This is a genomic window from Pseudomonas sp. CP-1, assembly GCF_021213715.1.
GTDB lineage: Bacteria > Pseudomonadota > Gammaproteobacteria > Pseudomonadales > Pseudomonadaceae > Pseudomonas > Pseudomonas aeruginosa.
Genome location: NZ_JAJQKY010000051.1, coordinates 1 through 2923, shown reverse-complemented (window position 1 = coordinate 2923; position 2923 = coordinate 1). Strand labels below are relative to the sequence as shown.

The 2923-nt window shown below is 68.0% G+C and carries 1 protein-coding gene and 1 pseudogene; both read left to right on the top strand.

The window, feature by feature from the left end:
- Positions 1–1152, top strand: a 1152-nt coding sequence (locus LT948_RS32965; RefSeq protein WP_216663947.1) for an HlyD family secretion protein, incomplete at its 5' end; no start/stop codon positions are given.
- 9 nt (positions 1153–1161) lie between these two features.
- Positions 1162–2923, top strand: a pseudogene (locus LT948_RS32960) (peptidase domain-containing ABC transporter); the annotation flags it as partial.

Here is a 2923-nt window from a genome sequence, read left to right as displayed (position 1 = left end):
ATGGCGCTGCTGGTGGTGGGCTTCTTCCTGTTCGGCAGCTACACCAAGCGCAGCACCGTCAGCGGCCAATTGGTTCCCGCCAGCGGCCAGGTCAAGGTGCACGCGCCGCAGGCCGGCATCGTGCTGCGCAAGTTCGTCCAGGAAGGCCAGGCGGTACGACGTGGCGAGCGCCTGATGGTGCTTTCCAGCGAACGCTACGGCAGCGATGCCGGCCCGGTGCAGGCCGGTATCAGCAGGCGCCTGGAACAACGCCGCGACTCCCTGCGCGACGAACTGGAAAAGCTTCGCCGCCTGCAAGACGACGAGCGCGACAGCCTGACCAGCAAGGTCGCCAGCCTGCAGCGCGAACTGACCACCCTCGCCGCCCAAACCGACAGCCAGCAACGCCTGCTGGCGCTGGCCAGCGACGCCGCCGCGCGCTACCAGGGGCTGATGGACAAGGGCTACATCTCCATGGACCAGTTGCAGCAGCGCCAGGCCGAGCTGCTCGGCCAGCGCCAGACCCTGCAAGGCCTGGAGCGCGAACGCACGTCGCTGCGGCAGCAGTTGACCGAGCGCCGCAACGAACTCGCCGGGCTTTCCGCGCGCCAGGCCAACCAGCTCGCGGAAACCCGCCGCCAGCTCAGCACGGTGGAGCAGGACCTGGCCGAAAGCGAAGCCAAGCGCACCTTGCTGGTCACCGCGCCGGAGAGCGGCATCGCCACCGCCGTGCTCGCCGAAGCCGGGCAGACCGTCGACAGCTCGCGTCCGCTGCTGAGCATCGTTCCCGCCGACACCCCGTTGCAGGCCGAACTCTACGCGCCGAGCAAGTCCATCGGTTTCATCCGGCCGGGCGACGCGGTGCTGATCCGCTACCAGGCCTATCCGTACCAGAAGTTCGGCCAGTACCACGGCAAGGTGCAGTCGATCTCCCGCGCCAGCGTCTCCTATGCCGAGCTTTCCAGCATGGTCGGCGGCGTACCGGGGCTCGGCCAGGATGGCGAGCAGCTGTACCGGCTGCGGGTAACCCTCGACGACCAGGCGGTGACCGCCTACGGCCAGCCGCGTCCGCTGCAGAGCGGCATGCTGCTGGACGCCGACATCCTCCAGGACACCCGGCGCCTCTACGAATGGGTGCTGGAACCGCTCTACAGCCTGACCGGCAAACTCTAGGAACGACCCATGGCCTTTCTCGACGCTCTCGCCCTGCGCCTGGGCCGCCGCCTGCCGCTGGTGCTGCAGACCGAAGCCACCGAATGCGGCCTGGCCTGCCTGGCGATGATCGCCGGCTACCACGGCCACCATACCGGCCTGATGGAACTGCGCCGGCGCTTCTCCGTATCGCTCAAGGGCATCTCCCTCAAGCAACTGATCCAGACCGCCCACCGCCTCGGCCTGGGCACCCGCGCGGTGAAGCTCGACCTCGGCGACCTCGGCAAGCTCAAGCTGCCCTGCGTGCTGCACTGGAACTTCAACCACTTCGTCGTGCTCAAGGCGGTCGACGGGCGCGGCGCGGTGCTCCACGACCCCGCCCACGGCCAGCGCCGGCTGGGCCTGGAGGAAGTCTCGCGGAGCTTCACCGGGGTAGCCCTGGAACTCTGGCCGGAGAGCGGCTTCGAGAAACAGGAGGCGCCGCCGCGGATCAAGCTGCTGGGCATGCTCGGCAAGGTCACCGGGCTGTACCGCTCGCTGGCCCAGGTGCTGCTGCTCGCCGGCGCGCTGGAAGTGTTCTCGCTGATCAGTCCGTTCTTCCTGCAATGGACCATCGACAACGTCATCGTCAGCGAAGACCGTGACCTGCTCAGCACCCTGGCCATCGGCTTCGGCCTGTTGCTGCTGATGCAGCAGGCGGTCAGCGGGGTGCGCGCCTGGGTGATGATGCACATGAGCACCCTGCTCGGCGTGCAGTGGCAGGCCAACGTCTTCAGCCACCTGCTGCGGCTGCCCGCGCAGTATTTCGAGAAGCGCCACCTGGGCGACGTGGTGTCGCGCTTCGGCGCGGTGAACAGCATCCAGCAGACCCTCACCGCGGCCTTCCTCTCGGCGGTGCTGGACGGCCTGATGACCGTCGCCACCCTCGGCATGATGCTGCTCTACAGTCCGCCGCTGGCGGCCATCGCCATCGCCGCCATGAGCCTCTACGCCCTCGGCCGCTGGATCTGGTACCGGCCGTTGCGCAACGCCACCGAGGAGCAGATCGTCCACGCCGCGCGGCAGCAGAGCCACTTCCTCGAGACGGTGCGCGGCATCCGCCCGCTGAAGCTGTTCCAGCGCCAGGACGAGCGCCGCTCGGTATGGCTCGGCCTGCTGGTGGAACAGATCAACGCCGGCCTGCGTACGCAGAAGCTGCAACTGTTCTACCAGCAGCTCAACGGCCTGCTGTTCGGCGTGGAGAACCTGCTGGTGATCTGGCTCGGCGCGACCATGGTGATGGACGGCCAGTTCAGCGTCGGCATCCTGATGGCCTTCAACGCCTACAAGTCGCAGTTCGACAGCCGCGTCGGCAGCCTGATCGACAAGTTCTTCGAGCTGCGCATGCTCCAGTTGCAGGGCGAGCGCCTGGCCGACATCGTCCTCCAGGCCCCGGAGGTCAGCCACGGCGACATCCTCCCGGAGAACCTCCGCGAGCGCGAGGCGAGCATCGAGATCCAGGGCTTGCGCTACCGCTACGCGGAACANAGGTCAGCCACGGCGACATCCTCCCGGAGAACCTCCGCGATCGCGAGGCGAGCATCGAGATCCAGGGCCTGCGCTACCGCTACGCGGAACAGGAGCCCTGGGTCCTCGACGGCCTCGACCTGCGCATCGCCGGCGGTGAGTCGGTGGCCATCGTCGGCCCCTCGGGCTGCGGCAAGAGCACCCTGCTCAACGTCCTGCTGGGCATCCTCCCGCCAGTGGGGGGACAGATCCGCATGGCCGGCCTGGACCTTGCGCAACTGGGCCT